Source organism: Salinicola sp. CR57 (genome assembly GCF_003206585.1).
Classification (GTDB): Bacteria; Pseudomonadota; Gammaproteobacteria; order Pseudomonadales; family Halomonadaceae; genus Salinicola; species Salinicola lusitanus.
The window spans coordinates 189,192-204,124 of the sequence record NZ_PZJL01000011.1 but is presented as its reverse complement, the minus strand read 5'-3'; the positions used below and the strand labels follow the sequence as shown (position 1 = coordinate 204,124).

17 protein-coding genes, 5 tRNA genes and 1 pseudogene are annotated in these 14,933 nt (G+C 62.5%); 12 read left to right on the top strand and 11 right to left on the bottom strand.

Features of this window, described 5'->3' with window-relative positions; all coding sequences use genetic code 11:
* From DOM56_RS16380 to DOM56_RS16340, 9 genes are all read right to left on the bottom strand, one after another.
* Positions 1-423 (bottom strand): MarR family winged helix-turn-helix transcriptional regulator, encoded by a 423-nt coding sequence (locus DOM56_RS16380; RefSeq protein ID WP_110710124.1) that lies wholly within the window; start codon positions 421-423, stop codon positions 1-3.
* Between the two features lie 133 nt (positions 424-556).
* Positions 557-1,309, bottom strand: coding sequence for an anti-sigma factor (locus DOM56_RS16375; RefSeq protein ID WP_110710123.1), 753 nt, complete (start codon positions 1,307-1,309; stop codon positions 557-559).
* Entirely contained in the window at positions 1,306-1,884 is a 579-nt protein-coding gene (locus tag DOM56_RS16370; protein ID WP_110710122.1) for a sigma-70 family RNA polymerase sigma factor, read from the bottom strand. The genes DOM56_RS16375 and DOM56_RS16370 overlap by 4 nt, the downstream gene beginning before the upstream one ends.
* A gap of 140 nt (positions 1,885-2,024) precedes the next feature.
* Positions 2,025-2,546 carry a DUF3455 domain-containing protein gene (locus tag DOM56_RS16365; protein ID WP_110710121.1) on the bottom strand — a complete coding sequence of 174 codons (522 nt, stop codon included), beginning with the start codon at positions 2,544-2,546 and terminating at the stop codon, positions 2,025-2,027.
* Between the two features lie 136 nt (positions 2,547-2,682).
* Positions 2,683-3,945, bottom strand: a complete 1,263-nt coding sequence (codB, locus tag DOM56_RS16360; RefSeq protein ID WP_110710120.1) for a cytosine permease — start codon at positions 3,943-3,945, stop codon at positions 2,683-2,685.
* Positions 3,946-4,225: 280 nt separating this feature from the next.
* Positions 4,226-5,128 carry a protease HtpX gene (gene htpX, locus DOM56_RS16355; RefSeq protein ID WP_110600802.1) on the bottom strand — a complete coding sequence of 301 codons (903 nt, stop codon included), beginning with the start codon at positions 5,126-5,128 and terminating at the stop codon, positions 4,226-4,228.
* Between the two features lie 203 nt (positions 5,129-5,331).
* Complete coding sequence (locus DOM56_RS16350; protein ID WP_110710119.1) at positions 5,332-6,558, bottom strand: pyridoxal phosphate-dependent aminotransferase; 1,227 nt, start codon at positions 6,556-6,558, stop codon at positions 5,332-5,334.
* A 164-nt stretch (positions 6,559-6,722) separates the two neighbouring features.
* Positions 6,723-7,667, bottom strand: a complete 945-nt coding sequence (gene ylqF, locus DOM56_RS16345; RefSeq protein ID WP_110710118.1) for a ribosome biogenesis GTPase YlqF — start codon at positions 7,665-7,667, stop codon at positions 6,723-6,725.
* Positions 7,668-8,033: 366 nt separating this feature from the next.
* Positions 8,034-8,264, bottom strand: a complete 231-nt coding sequence (locus DOM56_RS16340) for a hypothetical protein (protein ID WP_110710117.1) — start codon at positions 8,262-8,264, stop codon at positions 8,034-8,036.
* Positions 8,265-8,566: 302 nt separating this feature from the next.
* On the opposite strand from DOM56_RS16340, the gene DOM56_RS16335 reads away from it, so the two are divergent.
* A complete protein-coding gene (locus tag DOM56_RS16335) occupies positions 8,567-8,968 on the top strand; it encodes a lysozyme inhibitor LprI family protein (RefSeq protein ID WP_110710116.1) in 402 nt (133 codons plus the stop codon).
* A 308-nt stretch (positions 8,969-9,276) separates the two neighbouring features.
* Here DOM56_RS16335 and msrB read toward each other — a convergent pair whose 3' ends face one another.
* Complete coding sequence (gene msrB, locus DOM56_RS16330) at positions 9,277-9,675, bottom strand: peptide-methionine (R)-S-oxide reductase MsrB (protein WP_110600811.1); 399 nt, start codon at positions 9,673-9,675, stop codon at positions 9,277-9,279.
* 166 nt (positions 9,676-9,841) lie between these two features.
* Between msrB and DOM56_RS16325 the strand changes: the two genes are divergently transcribed.
* From DOM56_RS16325 to DOM56_RS16285, 9 genes are all read left to right on the top strand, one after another.
* Positions 9,842-9,917, top strand: a tRNA-Glu gene (locus DOM56_RS16325).
* A gap of 34 nt (positions 9,918-9,951) precedes the next feature.
* Positions 9,952-10,026, top strand: a tRNA-Gly gene (locus tag DOM56_RS16320).
* A gap of 114 nt (positions 10,027-10,140) precedes the next feature.
* Positions 10,141-10,216: transfer RNA gene (locus DOM56_RS16315), tRNA-Glu, on the top strand.
* Positions 10,217-10,269: 53 nt separating this feature from the next.
* Positions 10,270-10,344 (top strand) — tRNA-Gly (locus DOM56_RS16310).
* Positions 10,345-10,680: 336 nt separating this feature from the next.
* A complete protein-coding gene (locus DOM56_RS16305) occupies positions 10,681-11,658 on the top strand; it encodes an ABC transporter ATP-binding protein (protein ID WP_110710115.1) in 978 nt (325 codons plus the stop codon).
* A complete protein-coding gene (locus tag DOM56_RS16300) occupies positions 11,655-12,428 on the top strand; it encodes an ABC transporter permease (protein WP_110710114.1) in 774 nt (257 codons plus the stop codon). The genes DOM56_RS16305 and DOM56_RS16300 overlap by 4 nt, the downstream gene beginning before the upstream one ends.
* Positions 12,425-13,264, top strand: coding sequence for an NADPH-dependent 7-cyano-7-deazaguanine reductase QueF (queF, locus tag DOM56_RS16295; RefSeq protein WP_110710113.1), 840 nt, complete (start codon positions 12,425-12,427; stop codon positions 13,262-13,264). The genes DOM56_RS16300 and queF overlap by 4 nt, the downstream gene beginning before the upstream one ends.
* A gap of 64 nt (positions 13,265-13,328) precedes the next feature.
* The gene (locus DOM56_RS16290) at positions 13,329-13,889 is read left to right on the top strand and encodes a nitroreductase family protein (protein WP_110710112.1); all 561 of its coding nucleotides are present in this window, start codon (positions 13,329-13,331) and stop codon (positions 13,887-13,889) included.
* Positions 13,890-14,027: 138 nt separating this feature from the next.
* Positions 14,028-14,115: transfer RNA gene (locus DOM56_RS16285), tRNA-Ser, on the top strand.
* Positions 14,116-14,386: 271 nt separating this feature from the next.
* Here DOM56_RS16285 and DOM56_RS16280 read toward each other — a convergent pair.
* Positions 14,387-14,569, bottom strand: a complete 183-nt coding sequence (locus DOM56_RS16280) for a hypothetical protein (RefSeq protein WP_198655818.1) — start codon at positions 14,567-14,569, stop codon at positions 14,387-14,389.
* Between the two features lie 50 nt (positions 14,570-14,619).
* Between DOM56_RS16280 and DOM56_RS16275 the strand changes: the two are divergent.
* Both DOM56_RS16275 and DOM56_RS20050 read left to right on the top strand, forming a co-directional pair.
* Positions 14,620-14,760 (top strand): annotated as a pseudogene (locus tag DOM56_RS16275) (GMC oxidoreductase); the annotation flags it as partial.
* Positions 14,739-14,933: a CoA transferase gene (locus DOM56_RS20050; RefSeq protein ID WP_280951300.1), complete on the top strand. Its 195-nt coding sequence runs from the start codon at positions 14,739-14,741 to the stop codon at positions 14,931-14,933. The pseudogene DOM56_RS16275 and the gene DOM56_RS20050, both read left to right, overlap by 22 nt.

Sequence of the window (14,933 nt, the reverse complement as noted above, 5' to 3'; positions counted from 1 at the left end):
TTACCTCAGGTTGGCGATCATCAACCGCGACAGGCGCAGAAACGCCTCCAGATCCGTCTGCGTCATCCCGCTCGAGAGCTGCTCGTGGGCCTCGCGTTCGCAGGCATCGATACGTGCCAGCAAATCCTGACCGTGCCCGGTCAACGACAGCATCTGGCTGCGACGATCATCCGGATGAGGCGCCTTGACGACAATATCCGCATCGAGCAGGTCACGAAGCAGCCGGGTGATCTGGGCCTTGTCGCGCTGGGTACGATGCGCGATGTCCTGCGCGGTGCAGGGCATCTGGCCGCGGATCGCCTTGAGCGTGCGGATGTGCGAAACGGTGAGGTCCAGCCCGGCGTCGGCATAGGCCCGGCGTAGCGCCCGCTTGTAGGCATGCATGAGCTGATGCAGGGATTCACCGACCGTCGTCTCGGACATGTCGCGCCTAATTGGTTGNNCAACCAATTAGGCGCTTGATGTTGGAGAATGTCAACCATTCGCATTGGCGCTGGGGTAGAAGCTGGCCGCGCCCATCAAGGGCGCGGTCTTCCAGAGGCGGGGAAGTGGCGAATTACAGCTCGACGGCGCGGCCGATGAACTGAATCGGTCCGGTCGGGCGGTCGAGCGGGGACCCGGAATCGTCCTCGAGAGTCAGTTCGAAGAGCTGGTTGTCCTCGAGTGGCGGAAGGTCGTCCAGCGACAGTTGCTTGGTCTCGCCTGGCTCGACCAAGCCCAGCGAGACGGGGCCGCTCCAGTCGTCCGCCTTGGTCCAGAACTCCAGCGCCTTGCCAGGCGGCACCTCGAAAGTGCCGATCGGCTTCAGGCTGATTCGTTGCGGTGAGCTTGCCTGCACGATCCAGCCGGCTTGCGTATGTTGGGGCGTCATCAACACGACCAGATAGCGAGAGGAGGGCGTCTGCCCGGGGCCGAGTGCCAGCATGGCGGCTAGGCCGATGGCGACGACAATGCTGGCGAGACTCACGCCTCGCCATAGGGTCAGGTCATGCCACAGTCGATTCAGCAGTCCGCCCGGGGGAGTGGCGCGCTCTTCCGCCGATGATCGAGAAGTCTCCCGATCATCGAGCGTGCGGGTGATGCGCTGCCACAGCCGGCTTGACGGCGTGATCGGCTCGACCATTGCCGTATAGGGCTGGAGGCGTCTTTCCCAAGCCCATATCGCCTCCTGCAGCTTCGGGTTCTCCTGCAGGCGACGCTCGACATCGAGACGCTGTTCGGCGCTCAGCGTGCCAAGCACGTACTCGCCTGCCAGATCGTCGGTCTCCTCCGGGCCGAGCGGAGGTGGCGACGTCGAATGATCGCTCATGACAGGCACTCGCGCAGTGCAGCCAGGCTGCGTTTGATCCAGGCCTTGACGGTGCCGAGAGGGCGATCCATGCGTGTGGCAATCTCCGGGTGGCTGAAGCCGTCGACATAGGCGTGAAACAGGCAGTTGCGCCGCTCGGGCGCCAGTTGCGCCAGGCAGCGATCCAGATCCCCGTGACCGAGCCAGTCGAAATGATCCTGCATGTCCATCTCCGCTTCCTGAGCGCGCTCGGCGTCGATCCTGTCGGCAGTTTCGTCATCCACGGTCACTTCCCGATGCCGGGTTCGGACATGGTTGAGCGCCAGGTGGCGTGCGACGCTGAAGATCCAGGTCTTGCCCGATCCACGAGTGGCATCGAAGGTGTGCGCCTTGTTCCAGATGTTGACGAAGGCGTCGTGAATGATGTCTTCGGCGATACCGCGATCGCCGACGATTCGCAAGACCACGCCCAGCAGGCGCGACCCTTCCTGTGCATAGAGCTGCTGCAGCGCTTGACGCTCTCCCCTGGCGCAAGCCTCGAGCAGGGCGCCATGATCGGCTGCCGACGGATTGAACGCTGCTACGTCGTCTGTCACACGAACTTCCTTGAAGCGCACCCCGCTGGGGCTGACACACTCATACTACGCAACACGGGCTCGTCATGGCGAGCCCGTGCTGGTCTGCAATGACCCGCTGTCGTGATCAGCGGGCGCTGCCGGTCATCCGCGCTGTCGGATCAGCTGGCTTTCCAGAACAGGTAGTCCGCCTGGTATTCGACGACCTCTTCGTCGCCGACGTTGTCCGCGCTGCAGGCCATATCCGGCGCTACGCCGCCCTGGGTATTCAGGCGCTGTACGTAGGTGACACCGGACATGTGGCCGTCACCCTCTGCCGGATTGGCTTCCACGAGCTGGAAGGGGATGTTGCCATCGCCGCCGGGGGCCGTGGCGAGCTGGGTACCGGTGATCTTGGAGCCGTCGCTGGATTCCCAGGTCGCCGGCGGGCCGTAGTAGCTGCCGACCTGGTTACCGTCCGCGTCGTTGAGCTTGGCATCCGGACCCTTGAACACCCACTCGTGGGCGCCATCCTTCATTTCGCACGCGTAAGTGATCTCGCCGACGCCCACCGTCTCCATGGCAATCTCGTTGCCATCCGGGACCTGCACGTCCGACGGGACGTCGTTGGCATGCGCCGCGAGGCTGAACCCCCCCAGCAGGGCGGCGGTCAGGGTAACGCTGGCTAGTTGTCGAGTTTTCATTGGCGTCTCTCCGAGCGTGAATAGGTCAGGACTTCATGTCCTGCACGGGGATTACACGTGGGTCGGAGAGACGGATGCAGCCGGGCTCGATTTTTTTCGCGAATGGCGCGACATGGGCTCGAGCCTGGCCGAGGAGTTACAGGGCCGGCTTCAGCGATTGCTGGCCCAGATAGCGACAGCACAGCGGATAGAGCGCCACCGCCAGCGCGATACCGACCAGCGGTGGCGCCCATGGCGAGAACCAGGCGCCCAGGGTTGCCAACGCATAGGTGCCGAGCCCGGGAAGATGAAACGCCGGCAATACGGCGGTGTCGAGTCTGGGGTAGTGGCCACGACGCAGGAAGAGGTAATCGGCGATGATCACTCCGCCCAGCGGTGGGATGCAGGTACCCAGCGCGATCAGAAAGGGCACCAGTAGCGTATCCATCCCGGCCAGCGCCAGCAGCGTGCCGATCGCCGCGCCGCCAAGCGTCACCCAGCCACGCTGGCGGGTGCGCAGCAGGTTGCAGCCGGCGGCGGCAAAGTTGTAGATGGTGTTGTCCTGCGTGGTCCACAGGTTGAGGAACAGCATGGCCAGGCCGACGGTGGTCAGGCCTTGCAGGATCAGTACCTCGACCACGTCCGGCTGCTGGTAGACGAGAGCACCCACGGCGCCGATCAGCACCATCAGGCCATTACCGATGAAGAACGCCAACAGGGTCGCCATGACCGCCTGACGCGGCGTACGCGCGAAACGGCTCCAGTTGCTGGCCTGCGTTGCGCCGGATACGAAGGTGCCGAAGATGATGGTGATACCGGCTGCCCAGCCCAGCTCTGAACTGGGGGCGATGGCGGTCAGGCCGGTCCAGCCGCCGCCATCGCGCCAGGCGATGATCATGCTGATGGCGATCAGCAGCGTCATCGCCGGCACCGCCACGTTGGAGAGCAGCGCCAGGCCACGGTAGCCGATGAAGGCGGTGAGACAGAAGCCGATACCGAACAGCACCATCAACGGAGCCGCCCAGCCCGGTGCGAGCCCCAATGTCGATACCAGCACGTTGGCGATGGTCGCCACGCCCCAGGCGTACCAGCCGACCTGGGTGATGCCGAGCAGCAGATCGGACAGCGCGCTGCCACGCTCGCCCAGCGCGAATCGTGACATCAGCGCCGTGCTGAGCCCGGAGTGTGCGGCGATGCCGGCGATTGCCGCGGCATAGATGCCCAGCAGCAGGTTGCCCACCACGATCAACGCCAACAGCTCGGTGAACGAGAAGGCGGCGCCGATCTGGCCGCCAGCGAACATGGTTGCGGTGAAGAAGGTGAAACCCAGCAACAGCAGCGCCAGCGATGCGAAGGGTTTGCGTGCGTCGCCAGGCACTTCGCTCAGCGGATAGTCATTGTCGGCTTGGGGCAGGGCCATGGGTCGATCCTCACGAGGGCAGTCGGGACTGACCAAGCAAGCTATATGCCGCGGCGCGGAAAAGGGTTATCCATCCGCGTTCTCCACGAATCGACGGCCTGTCCTGGGCGCCAGGTCTGCACGTCTATGGTGCAGAGTATGCCGGATCGAGTCGTCGGTTTGCCGAAAGGGGGCTAAGAGAGGGAACGCGGCTCGGGTGGCTATCTGGATAAGCCAACGCCCCGCACGGGGCGGGGCGTTGGAGGGGGCTGGCAGCCTCTCGGGCATCGCCGAATGGATGTCACTCCCGGTAGGCGGATTCCTTCAGCGCCCGGATGCGATCATCCAATGGCGGGTGGCTGGCGAACAGTTTCTCCATGATCTTGCGGGTCTGCCCGGTGGTGATGGCGAAGGCTGTCAACGAATCGGGCATCTGGTCCGGCTGGCTGGTCTCGGATTTCAGTCTGGCCAGGGCGTTGATCATGGCGCCACTGCCGGCATATTTGGCACCGGCGGCATCGGCGCGATACTCACGGAAGCGCGAGAACCAGGCGACGATGATCGATGCCACCAGGCCGAATACGATTTCGGCGACGATGACGACGGCAAAATAACCCATGAAACCCAGGCCGCCGCCGTTGTCGCGGCCGCGCAGGAAACTGTCGACGACCTGGGCGACCACTCGCGCGAAGAACATCACGAAGGTATTCAGCACCCCCTGGATCAGTGCCAGCGTGACCATGTCGCCGTTGGCGACGTGGCCGATCTCATGCGCCAGTACCGCACGAATTTCCTCGGGTCGCATGCGCTCGAGCAGCCCCTGGGAAACCGCTACCAGGGCGTCGTTCTTGTTCCAGCCGGTGGCGAAGGCGTTGGACTGCTGGGCCGGAAAGATCGCCACTTCCGGCATCTTGATATTGGCCTGTTGCGCCAGCTCGCGCACCGTGTCGAGCAGCCACTGCTCGGTGGAATTGGCGGGCTGGTCGATCACCTTGGCCTTGGTGCTCATCTTCGCCATCCATTTGGAGATGAACAGCGATACCAGCGATCCGGCCATGCCGAACACGAAGCAGAAGATCAGCAGGCTGTTCATGTTCAGCCCGTTGGCGTTGAGATAAGGCTCGACGCCCAGTAGTCGCAACGTGATGCTGGCGACGAGAATCACCGCCAGGTTGGTTGCCAAGAACAGGATGATTCGCATCATCGGTCTTTACCCTCAGTCGTGGAAAGCGTGGCCGTCGTCATGTCTTGCGCCGGCTTATGATTAGCGTGTTGTTCGTTAATACCCGGTAATCAGGCGGTTATGAACCGTTAGATACGACTTTCATGAATAGGTTTCAAGAGGGCGGGGCCGCGCGTCGAAACGCGCGGCCCTGTTGCATGGCGGTGACTGGCCACCGCCACGCATCACTGGCGATAGCGTGAGAGGAAGCGGGCAAAGCGGTCGATGGCGTCGCCGAGCTGATCGGCCCAGGGCAGGGTCACGATGCGCACGTGGTCCGGCGTCGGCCAGTTGAAGGCCGTGCCCTGAACCAGCAGGATGCGCTCCTGCAACAGCAGGTCTAGCACCATCTGGGCATCGTCATGAATGGGATAGACCTCAGGGTCGAGCCGCGGAAAGGCATAGAGCGCCCCCATCGGTTTGACACAGGAGACCCCGGGGATCGCGTTGAGCTTCTCATGCACGACGTTGCGCTGAGCCAGCAGTCGCCCGCCGGGCAGGACCAGGTCGTTGATCGACTGATAGCCGCCAAGGCCGGTCTGGATCGCGTGCTGCGCCGGCACGTTGGCGCACAGTCGCATCGAGGCGAGCATGGTGAGGCCCTGGATGAAGTCCTCGGCGTTCTGCTTGCCCAGCCCGCCGGACAGGATCATCCAGCCGGAACGGAAGCCGGCGCAGCGGTAGCTCTTGGAGAGCCCGTTCATGGTCACGACCAGTTGGTCGTCCTCGGCCAGGGCGCCGGTGGAGACATGCTCGACGCCGTCGTAGAGGATCTTGTCGTAGATCTCGTCGGAGAAGACGACGAGGCCGTGCTGACGGGCGACCGCCAGAATCTCCTTGACCACCGCCGGCGGGTAGACCGCACCGGTCGGGTTGTTGGGGTTGATCAGCACGATCGCGCGCGTCCGTGCCGTGATCTTGTCGCGGATATCGGCGATATCCGGTGACCAGCCGGCGTTCTCGTCGCACAGATAGTGAACCGGATGGCCGCCGGAGAGATTTGCCGCGGCGGTCCACAGCGGATAATCCGGCGCAGGAATCAGCACCTCGTCGCCATCGTTGAGCAGCGCCTGCATCGCCATCACGATCAGCTCGGAAACCCCATTGCCGACGAACACATCCTCGATGCCCACGCCCGGGATTCCTTTGCGCTGGCACTCCTGCATGATCGCCTTGCGCGCCGAATAGAGCCCCTTCGAGTCGCAGTAACCCTGGGCCGTCGGCAGATTGCGCATCACGTCTTGGAGAATCTCCTCGGGCGCTTCGAAACCGAAGGGCGCGGGATTGCCGATATTGAGCTTGAGAATGCGATGGCCTTCGTCCTCGAGGCGCTTGGCATGATCGAGAACGGGCCCACGAATGTCGTAGCAGACATTGTCGAGCTTGTGCGATTTCCGAATGGGGCTGTTCATTGAAGTTCCGTAAGCTGCACAGCCTAAAACGTCAGGCGGGTTGAAGAGGGCGGGAAGTGGCTATTCCCCGGTGGGCTGTGTCACCGATTCCCAGCATAACGCCGCGCTGGCGCGGCGCAAGAGGCAGAAACGGAAGGATTTTCGGTGCATCTGTATGGTGGGGGTCAGTGCTCGGCCGCGTCGATATCTTCCTCGACGGGATCGGGGATATCTGCCGGCAGCTCCAGGGTCAACCGGCCGAGCTTGCCATCACGCAGCTCATGCAGCAGTACCTCGGCGCCACGGTGGAGGTTGATCACCCCACCGGCCTTCAGGCCGCCGCGTTTGCGCGCGATCTCGTTCATGATCGCGTGACCGTCGAAGCCCGCCCTGGCCTGGAAGTCGACCAGCCTGGGACCGTCGGCATCGACGCTATCGGTCTCGGTCGGCGCCACGTAGACGGGTAGCTCGCCGAGCCGGTAGCGCTCGCGCAGGGCATCGGGATAGCGCTTGGCCAGTTCGGCGGCACAGACGATGGCGACATCGACGTACTCGATCGCGGTATCGCGGATGGCACCGCTGGCCGCGAGCCGGTAGGCACTGGCCTGATCCTCGATCTTCGGCCACAGCACGCCGGGGGTGTCGATCAGCGAGACGCGTCCGTCGATGCGGATCTTCTGCTGGCGCTTGGTCACGGCCGGCTCGTTGCCGGTCTTGGCGATCTTGCGCCCGGCGAGGCCGTTGATCAGCGTCGACTTGCCGACGTTGGGAATGCCCATCACCATCACGCGCACATCGCGGTCGGCGCGTACCTGTCCAGCCAGTTCATGGCACAGCGCCGGGATCTGCTTGAGTTCACGCGCCTGGGTCGTGGTGACGGCAATCGCGCGGCTGTCCGGCTGAGCGTCGAAGTGCGCGATCCACGCCTGGGTGGCCTCGGGGTCGGCCAGGTCGGCACGCGAAAGAATTTTCAGTACGGGTTTATGCTCGGCCAGCTCTGCCAGCATCGGGTTGCCGCTGGAGTAGGGCAGGCGGGCATCGAGCACCTCGATCACCACATCGATCTCCGGCAACGCCTCGGTGATCTGGCGCCGCGCCTTGTTCATGTGTCCGGGATACCAGCCGAGCATGATCTTCTCCTGCCTGTTCTTCGAATCGTGCCGCGCCCAACGGCAAGCGGGCGGACATTCTAGCAGGATGCTGAGGTGGTGTGCTGGAGGCCCGTATTGGGTGGTCTGCTGCTTCAAGCTGCTGACGCGTGGGGCATCCGTGGGCCAAGGCGCCCCATGGCTTCATCCCGTTTCAGGCCCCTGCAGCCTCGGATCGGCTCTTGGAGTCGACCCACTTCACATAGCTCCCACGAGCATGGCGTAATCCTGGTGCCTCATCTGCTTGGCAACGAAGGCCAGGTTGCCATGGGCCGTCAGCGACCAGCCGGCGATGATTTGGCGAGTCTGGTCGGGCGGCGGTGTGCGGCATGAACTCTGGCAGCGCACTCAACTAACGGATCGTCCCCAGTGAGCCGCCTTTTCGACGATGGCATCGATTTCGGCGCGGACGCGGGCCGACGGACGATCCATCGAGGTATCGCCAAGCGCCTGCAGTGCGGCCACGCGGGGATCCTCGTCCGTCACCACGGCTCGGTAGACATCCGTAGCCTCGAGGCGCCCGAGGATCTCGGCCTGCATCAGCAGGATCGCATCCAGCTTTTCGTCGGTTGTGGCCATGTGGTCAGCCCTTCGATGCGGAGTGTTGGAACGCCGACTGTAGACCACTGACGGCATGGCCAGCTATTGCACACAAGTCGACCCGCAGAGGGTCACGACAACGTCTCGGGGGAGTACGCCACGACAGTTCATATTGCTGATGACTCCAGTCGGACGCGACCAATGGCCAGAACCCACATGACCAGGAGATCGGGTCTAGCGGGCTGGTGTGTGGTACCTGAGACTATGGTTTACGAGTAAGCCGGTGGGTCGTTGGTTACGGTGATCAGGGAATGTCTTTGAACAGCGAAGCGAGGTGACGAATGCGTGGTTTCCTATTGATTTCGGGCTTGGCCCTGGCGGGTCTGTGCGGATTGGCTCAAGCGGCACAGTCGTGCGACGACGCCGCCACGCAGCAAGAGATGAACGCCTGTGCGGGCGACGAGTACCAAGCCGCGGATAAGGCGCTGAATACCACCTATGCCGATATCTTGGACCGGCTCGACGGAGACGCCAAGGAGCGCCTGAGGGCCGCCCAGCGAGCCTGGATCGGGTTCCGCGACGCCGAATGTGAATTTGTCAGTGGGCCGACGTCCGGGGGCAGCATCAACGGGATGGTGAAGGCAGGCTGCCTTGAAGAGCTGACACGGCAGCGCACGGAGACACTGGAGAGCTATTCGGATTGCGAGGAGGGCGATGTCAGTTGCCCAGTGCCTAGGCAATGAAGGGACGATTCCGGTCGCTATGTCGCACCTGTTGCCACTTCTGATTTCCGCGTCCTGGGGCCAGAGGCGATTCACTTTAGGTATCGGCGAGCTAGCGCCGTAGCCAGCCTCCGCGATATCGAGGGACGGAGGGGCAAGACTGGGGCGAGCCGAGCGCCAAGGTATGTTTTTTTACCCTCAACGCCTGGAACGAGGTGAGATGACAAAGCCCATAACCATGGGCTTTGTCGCTACTTCATGCTGGATGGGCCAACGGGTCCTAGCATTCCAGCAGGATGCCCGCCCGCTCGAAGAGGTCGTTCGGTGTGCTATTCGCCGGCGTGGAAGGTGATCGCTACCGAGTTGATGCAATAACGCTGGCCGGTCGTCTCCGCCGGGCCGTCCGGAAAGACGTGACCCAGATGAGCGTCGCAGCGTCGGCAGGTCACCTCGATCCGGCGCATGCCATGGCTGTCGTCCTGATGCTCTTCGACCGAGGCCGCTGCCAGGGGCCGGTCGAAACTCGGCCAGCCACAATGCGCCTCGAACTTGTGCTCGTTCTCGAACAGTGGCGCACCACAGCAGACGCAGTGGTAGATACCCTGAACCGCCTCGACCTGGTAGTCGCCGGTAAATGGACGCTCGGTGCCTTTCTCGCGGGTAACGTGGTACTGCTCGGGGGTGAGCTTTTCACGCCACTCGGCTTCCGTCTTCTGTACCTTACCCATAGCCAGTTCTCCTTATCGCTTCGACTTGCTCACCGCATTACAGGCCATTTGCCATGCCCTGACCAGTCCCGATTAGGCTATGGCGAAAATCGGTGAAATCAATCGCTTGACACCTCAAAATCGTCTCAGTAACATACGCGCCACTTCGACGGAGCCGAGACATCACGTCCCATTCGTCTAGTGGTCTAGGACACCGCCCTTTCACGGCGGTAACAGGGGTTCGAACCCCCTATGGGACGCCACTTGGTTCAACGAAGTCGTGTAGAAAGTTACGGTGCGGGAATAGCTCAGTGGTAGAGCATCGCCTTGCCAAGGCGAGGGTCGGGAGTTCGAATCTCCTTTCCCGCTCCAATTTTGCGGTACTGGAAGCGTTAGAGAGGGTCGTGAGCCGGAACGCCGGTCCGATCGATCTCCTTTTCCGCTCCAATTTTAGGTAGTATCGGAACAGCTCTGCTGCTCCATTGCGTCCCATTCGTCTAGTGGTCCAGGACACCGCCCTTTCACGGCGGTAACAGGGGTTCGAACCCCCTATGGGACGCCACTTCGATGATCCGCCACGATCATCACGTCGGACCCAGGTCTCGACATCATTCAGCGGGAATAGCTCAGTGGTAGAGCATCGCCTTGCCAAGGCGAGGGTCGGGAGTTCGAATCTCCTTTCCCGCTCCAGTTTTATCGTTTCCGAAGCGTATCAATCTCTCTCCATATCGGCTGATATACCGAGTCGCAGATGCGCGGACAGCCGGTGCGCTGGTGCCTGCCTCCATCTTCCTCGGCCTGACGGTATCGCGTCGGCTATGCCTTTCCGCCACGCATCGCGTGCCACGATATCGCTCTCGCCGACGCCGGCTGGCTCCCGACTACGCTGACACGGTAGCGTCGGTGACGCCGACGATAGTGGCGGACGTTATGGCGATGGAGTTTATTCGTCTGCTAAAGATTGATTTTCCATCGATCGGCCCCATATGTGGCGGCACTTCTTCTATGTACTCGACAGGAATCCCGATGGCAGAACCGGCACTGTCCATCCGCGGGCTGACCAAAGTCTACGGTAATGGATTCGAAGCCCTCAAAGGCATCGACCTCGATGTCGAGCAGGGCGACTTCTTCGCGCTGCTCGGCCCCAACGGCGCGGGCAAGTCCACCACACTCGGTATCGTCTGCTCGCTGGTCCAGAAAACGGCGGGACAGGTGAAGATCTTCGGTATCGATATCGACCGCGACTTCGCCAAGGCGAAGTATGCGCTCGGCGTCGTGCCGCAGGAGTTCAACTTCAGCCAGTTCGAGAAGGTCGAGGACATCATCCTCACCCAGGCGGGCTACTACGGCATGCCGATGAAGGAGGCCAAGCCGCGCTGCGAGCGCCTGCTCAAGGATCTCGGCCTGTGGGACAAGCGCAACGGCGCCGCGCGCATGCTCTCCGGTGGTATGAAACGGCGGCTGATGATCGCGCGTGCCTTGATCCACCGTCCGCGTTTGCTGATCCTCGACGAGCCCACCGCCGGGGTCGATATCGAGCTGCGTCGCAGCATGTGGGAGTACATGCGCCGGATCAATGAGGAGGAGGGCACCTCGATCATCCTGACCACGCACTATCTCGAGGAAGCCGAGAGCCTGTGCCGCAATATCGCCATCATCAATCGGGGCGAGATCATCAAGAATACCTCGATGCGCGGCCTGCTGACCGAGCTGGACACCGAGACCTTCCTGCTCGATCTGGCCGAGCCGCTGGAGGCCGCCCCCCAGGTGGAAGGCTTCGAGGTCGAGCGGGTCGACTCGCACCAGCTGTCGCTTTCCGTGCGCAAGGGCACCGATCTCAACGATGCCTTCCAGCAATTGACTCGCCAGGGCGTGCGCGTGCTCTCCATGCGTAACCGTGCCAACCGTCTGGAAGAGCTGTTCGTCTCGATGACCTCGCAGCCGGATGCCGGTAGCGGCATCGACAGCGCCACCTCTACACCGGCCAAGGAGACGGCATCTTGAATACCCGGCAACTGCTGATTTCGCTCTGGACCATGGTGGTGAAAGAGGTGCGCCGCTTCGTGCGGATCTGGCCCCAGACCCTGGTGCCGCCCTCCATCACCATGACGATGTACTTCATCATCTTCGGCAATCTGATCGGTTCACGCGTGGGTGAGATGCATGGCATCTCCTACATGTCCTACATCGTGCCCGGCCTGATCATGATGTCGGTGATCACCAACAGCTACTCCAACGTGGCCTCATCGTTCTTCTCCAACAAATTCCAGCGCAGCGTGGAGGAGATGATGGTCTCGCCGATGCCCAACTGGGTCATTCTGGCCGGCTTCGTCATCGGCGGTGCTGCGCGTGGGCTGGGCGTCGGGCTGATCGTGACGGTGGTCTCGCTGTTCTTCACCCATCTCGACCTGCACCACCCGTTCCTGACCCTGATGGTGGTGGTGATGACCGCCCTGCTGTTTTCGATCGGCGGCTTCATCAATGCTCTGCTGGCCAAGAAGTTCGACGATATCTCGATCATTCCGATCTTCGTGCTGACGCCGCTGACCTACCTGGGGGGCGTGTTCTACTCGATCGACCTGCTGCCGGAGTTCTGGCAGAAGGTGACCATGGTCAACCCGATCCTCTACATGGTTAACGCCTTCCGCTATGGCATTCTCGGCATCTCCGACATTCCGGTGAGCGGGGCGCTGATCGCCATCGCCGCCTTCATCGTCGCCTTCTGGTGCCTGGCGCTGTGGATGCTCAACCGAGGCAAGGGGATTCGTTCATGACCACACCGCGCCCCGACACTCTCGCCGACGCGCCGCTCGGGCGCGAATCCGCTTATCCCGAGCGCTACGACGCAGCATTGCTGTTTCCCATCGAGCGTGCCGCCAACCGGGCGCCGCTGGGAATCGAGGCGGCGTCACTGCCGTTCGTCGGTGGTGACGAGTGGTGGGCCTTCGAGCTCTCCTGGCTCGACCCGCGTGGCAAGCCGGTGGTCGCGGTGGCGCGCTTCCGGCTGCCGGCGGATTCGCCGTGCCTGATCGAATCCAAATCCTGGAAGCTCTATCTCAACGGCTTCAACCAGACGACGTTCGCCGGCCGTGACGCGGTGATCGAACTGCTGCAGCGGGACCTGGGCGCCGCGGCCGGCGCCCCGGTCACGGTCGAGCTGTTCGGTGTCGATGATCCCGCGCTCGCACCGGCGCCGCTGCCGGGTGATGGCATCGACGAACTCGATGTCGCCATCGATCGCTACACGCCGGCCCCCGAGCTGCTCGCCTGCGATGAGGGCGATATCGTCGAAGAGACGCTGCACTCGCATCTGCTCAAGTCCAATTGCCCGGTCACCGGGCAGCCGGACTGGGGCAGTGTGCTGATTGCCTATCGCGGGCCGCGACTCGATCGAGCCGCGTTGCTGCGCTACATCGTTTCCTATCGACAGCATCAGGATTTTCACGAGCACTGCGTCGAGCATATCTTCGTCGACCTGATGGCACGCTGCAGCCCCGAGCGGCTGCTGGTCATGGCGCGCTACGTGCGCCGCGGTGGGCTCGATATCAGCCCGTGGCGGGCCACGCCGGGTTGGACGCCGGAGCTGCCCCCACGCCTGCTGCGACAGTAGCGCTTTTGACGTAGAGTCGAGCGATCCCTTGCTTGTTACCACCGATGTTTCAGAGGAGTCAGACATGGATGCCATGACGCTACTGCATCAGCGTCGTTCGATGGGCAAGCTGGCCGGTCCGGCGCCCACCGCCGAGCAGCTCGACGCCATCTACCGTGCGGCACTGCGGGCGCCGGATCATAAGGAAATGACCCCGTACCGCTTCATCGAGATCAGCGGTGAAGGGCTCGATCGGCTGGGTGAACTGTTCGCCCGATCCGATTATCAGGCCAACCCGCATATCGATGACGGAAATCTCGATGCTGCGCGCAAGAAACCCAAGCGGGCACCGATGATCATCGCGGCGATCGCGCGCATCACGCCGGATCTGCCCAAGGTGCCGCCGGTAGAACAGCTCATCTCCGCGGGTTGCGCCGCGCATGCCATGCTCTACGCGGCTTTCGCGCAAGGGCTGGGGGCAATGTGGCGCACCGGTACCTATGCCCATGACAAGAGCGTGTGGCGCGGTCTCGGACTGGGTGAGCACGAAGAGCTGATCGGCTATCTCTACCTTGGCCAGGTTGGCGGGCGCTATCCTGAGGCGCCAGCGCGCGATCCGGAGGCGTATCTGGAGCGATGGCGCTGATACTGGGCTTTCCGTGCTGGAGAGATCGTAAAAGGTCGTCGGAAAAGGAAAAACGGCTTGCGATCACGGGTTTAGCTCGTTACTATGTGCGCCGTTCTGAACGCAGCGGCAACGCCGCTACGGGTGGGGCGACAATGCGGAGGGGTGTCCGAGTGGTCGAAGGAGCACGCCTGGAAAGTGTGTAAGTCGAAAGGCTTCGAGGGTTCGAATCCCTCCCCCTCCGCCACGAATTGAAAAGAACCGGCTCTCAGTGGCCGGTTTTTTCATGCCTGGAATTAGGCATTGGTTAGGGGGAGTGGATGAGAACCCTCCGGTTCGCACCGAGGCGCTCGCGGTTTTGGTGTTCGAGCGCCGACAAACGGCCTCGCGAAGCGAGCCGGTAATCCCTCCCCCTCCGTCACGAATTGAAAAGAACCGGCTCTCAGTGGCCGGTTTTTTCATGCCTGGAATTCCCTTCATCCCTGCCGCGAATGGGGATCAACTGGCTCGAATGTCCGTCAGGACGACCAGATATCGGCCAGCATGCTGCGTATGGCGGCGATGATCGGCTCGTCGCGGCGTTCCGCGAGCCAGACGACGCTCAATGCACAGGGCAGGCTGATACCGTGGGCAACGATCAGGCCCCGTTTCTGGCGCTCCTGCGAGGCATTGGCGTCCTGGCCCAGGACCAGGCCGATCATGCACGGCTCCTGATCGGCCACCCTGACGTCAAGGCGATCTCTTTGGTGGATCCCACCTGCGGGTAGGAGGTGTGACCGGCCTGCGTGTGGTGGATGCCAGCATCATGCCGACCATCACCAGCGGCAATACCAACTCATCGACATTGATGATCGCCGAGAAGACAGCAGGTTGGCTTCTGGCATCACGCTAGATCCTACAGGTGGCTGGGGAGAACACCGATGGCCAACTCAACGCAAATGGACCCCCAGGAAAGGTCCGCTCGACGACATTACCTTACTCGACTTTTCTCGGGTGCTCACCGGGCCTTATTGCACCATGGTGCTGGCCGATCTCGGTGCCCACGAGCCCTCGCCCCAGCACTGA

Excerpts from the sequence above, each read along its gene's own strand:
- DOM56_RS16380 (WP_110710124.1), bottom strand. The coding sequence starts at position 423 with ATGTCCGAGACGACGGTCGGTGAATCCCTGCATCAGCTCATGCATGCC.
- DOM56_RS16375 (WP_110710123.1), bottom strand. The coding sequence starts at position 1,309 with ATGAGCGATCATTCGACGTCGCCACCTCCGCTCGGCCCGGAGGAGACC.
- DOM56_RS16365 (WP_110710121.1), bottom strand. The coding sequence starts at position 2,546 with ATGAAAACTCGACAACTAGCCAGCGTTACCCTGACCGCCGCCCTGCTG.
- codB (WP_110710120.1), bottom strand. The coding sequence starts at position 3,945 with ATGGCCCTGCCCCAAGCCGACAATGACTATCCGCTGAGCGAAGTGCCT.
- htpX (WP_110600802.1), bottom strand. The coding sequence starts at position 5,128 with ATGATGCGAATCATCCTGTTCTTGGCAACCAACCTGGCGGTGATTCTC.
- DOM56_RS16350 (WP_110710119.1), bottom strand. The coding sequence starts at position 6,558 with ATGAACAGCCCCATTCGGAAATCGCACAAGCTCGACAATGTCTGCTAC.
- ylqF (WP_110710118.1), bottom strand. The coding sequence starts at position 7,667 with ATGCTCGGCTGGTATCCCGGACACATGAACAAGGCGCGGCGCCAGATC.
- DOM56_RS16340 (WP_110710117.1), bottom strand. The coding sequence starts at position 8,264 with ATGGCCACAACCGACGAAAAGCTGGATGCGATCCTGCTGATGCAGGCC.
- DOM56_RS16335 (WP_110710116.1), top strand. The coding sequence starts at position 8,567 with ATGCGTGGTTTCCTATTGATTTCGGGCTTGGCCCTGGCGGGTCTGTGC.
- msrB (WP_110600811.1), bottom strand. The coding sequence starts at position 9,675 with ATGGGTAAGGTACAGAAGACGGAAGCCGAGTGGCGTGAAAAGCTCACC.
- DOM56_RS16305 (WP_110710115.1), top strand. The coding sequence starts at position 10,681 with ATGGCAGAACCGGCACTGTCCATCCGCGGGCTGACCAAAGTCTACGGT.
- queF (WP_110710113.1), top strand. The coding sequence starts at position 12,425 with ATGACCACACCGCGCCCCGACACTCTCGCCGACGCGCCGCTCGGGCGC.
- DOM56_RS16290 (WP_110710112.1), top strand. The coding sequence starts at position 13,329 with ATGGATGCCATGACGCTACTGCATCAGCGTCGTTCGATGGGCAAGCTG.
- DOM56_RS16280 (WP_198655818.1), bottom strand. The coding sequence starts at position 14,569 with ATGATCGGCCTGGTCCTGGGCCAGGACGCCAATGCCTCGCAGGAGCGC.